This window comes from Amycolatopsis sp. SID8362, assembly GCF_010550475.1.
GTDB classification, from domain to species: domain Bacteria; phylum Actinomycetota; class Actinomycetes; order Mycobacteriales; family Pseudonocardiaceae; genus Amycolatopsis; species Amycolatopsis eburnea.
In genome coordinates, this window is sequence record NZ_JAAGNB010001102.1 from 1 (window position 1) to 221 (window position 221).

Genomic DNA, 221 nt, shown 5'->3' on the forward strand with positions numbered 1-221 from the left:
CGGTTCCTGACCGGCGCCGACCGCGGCCAGGGCGACGCGGCGTTCGCGTGGCCGAGCCGGGCGCTGGTGCCGCTGGGCGTGATCGCGTTCTGCGGGTTCGTCGCCGAAGGCGCGGTCAACAGCTGGAGCGCGGTGTACCTCGCCGACGTCACCGGCGCGACGCCCGCGCTGGCCTCCCTGGGCTACTTCGCTTTCTCGGCGACGATGATCGCGGTCCGCCT

At 74.2% G+C, this 221-nt stretch carries 1 pseudogene; it reads left to right on the top strand.

From position 1 onward, the window contains the following. Window positions 1–221: pseudogene (locus G3I65_RS34050) on the top strand (MFS transporter); the annotation flags it as partial.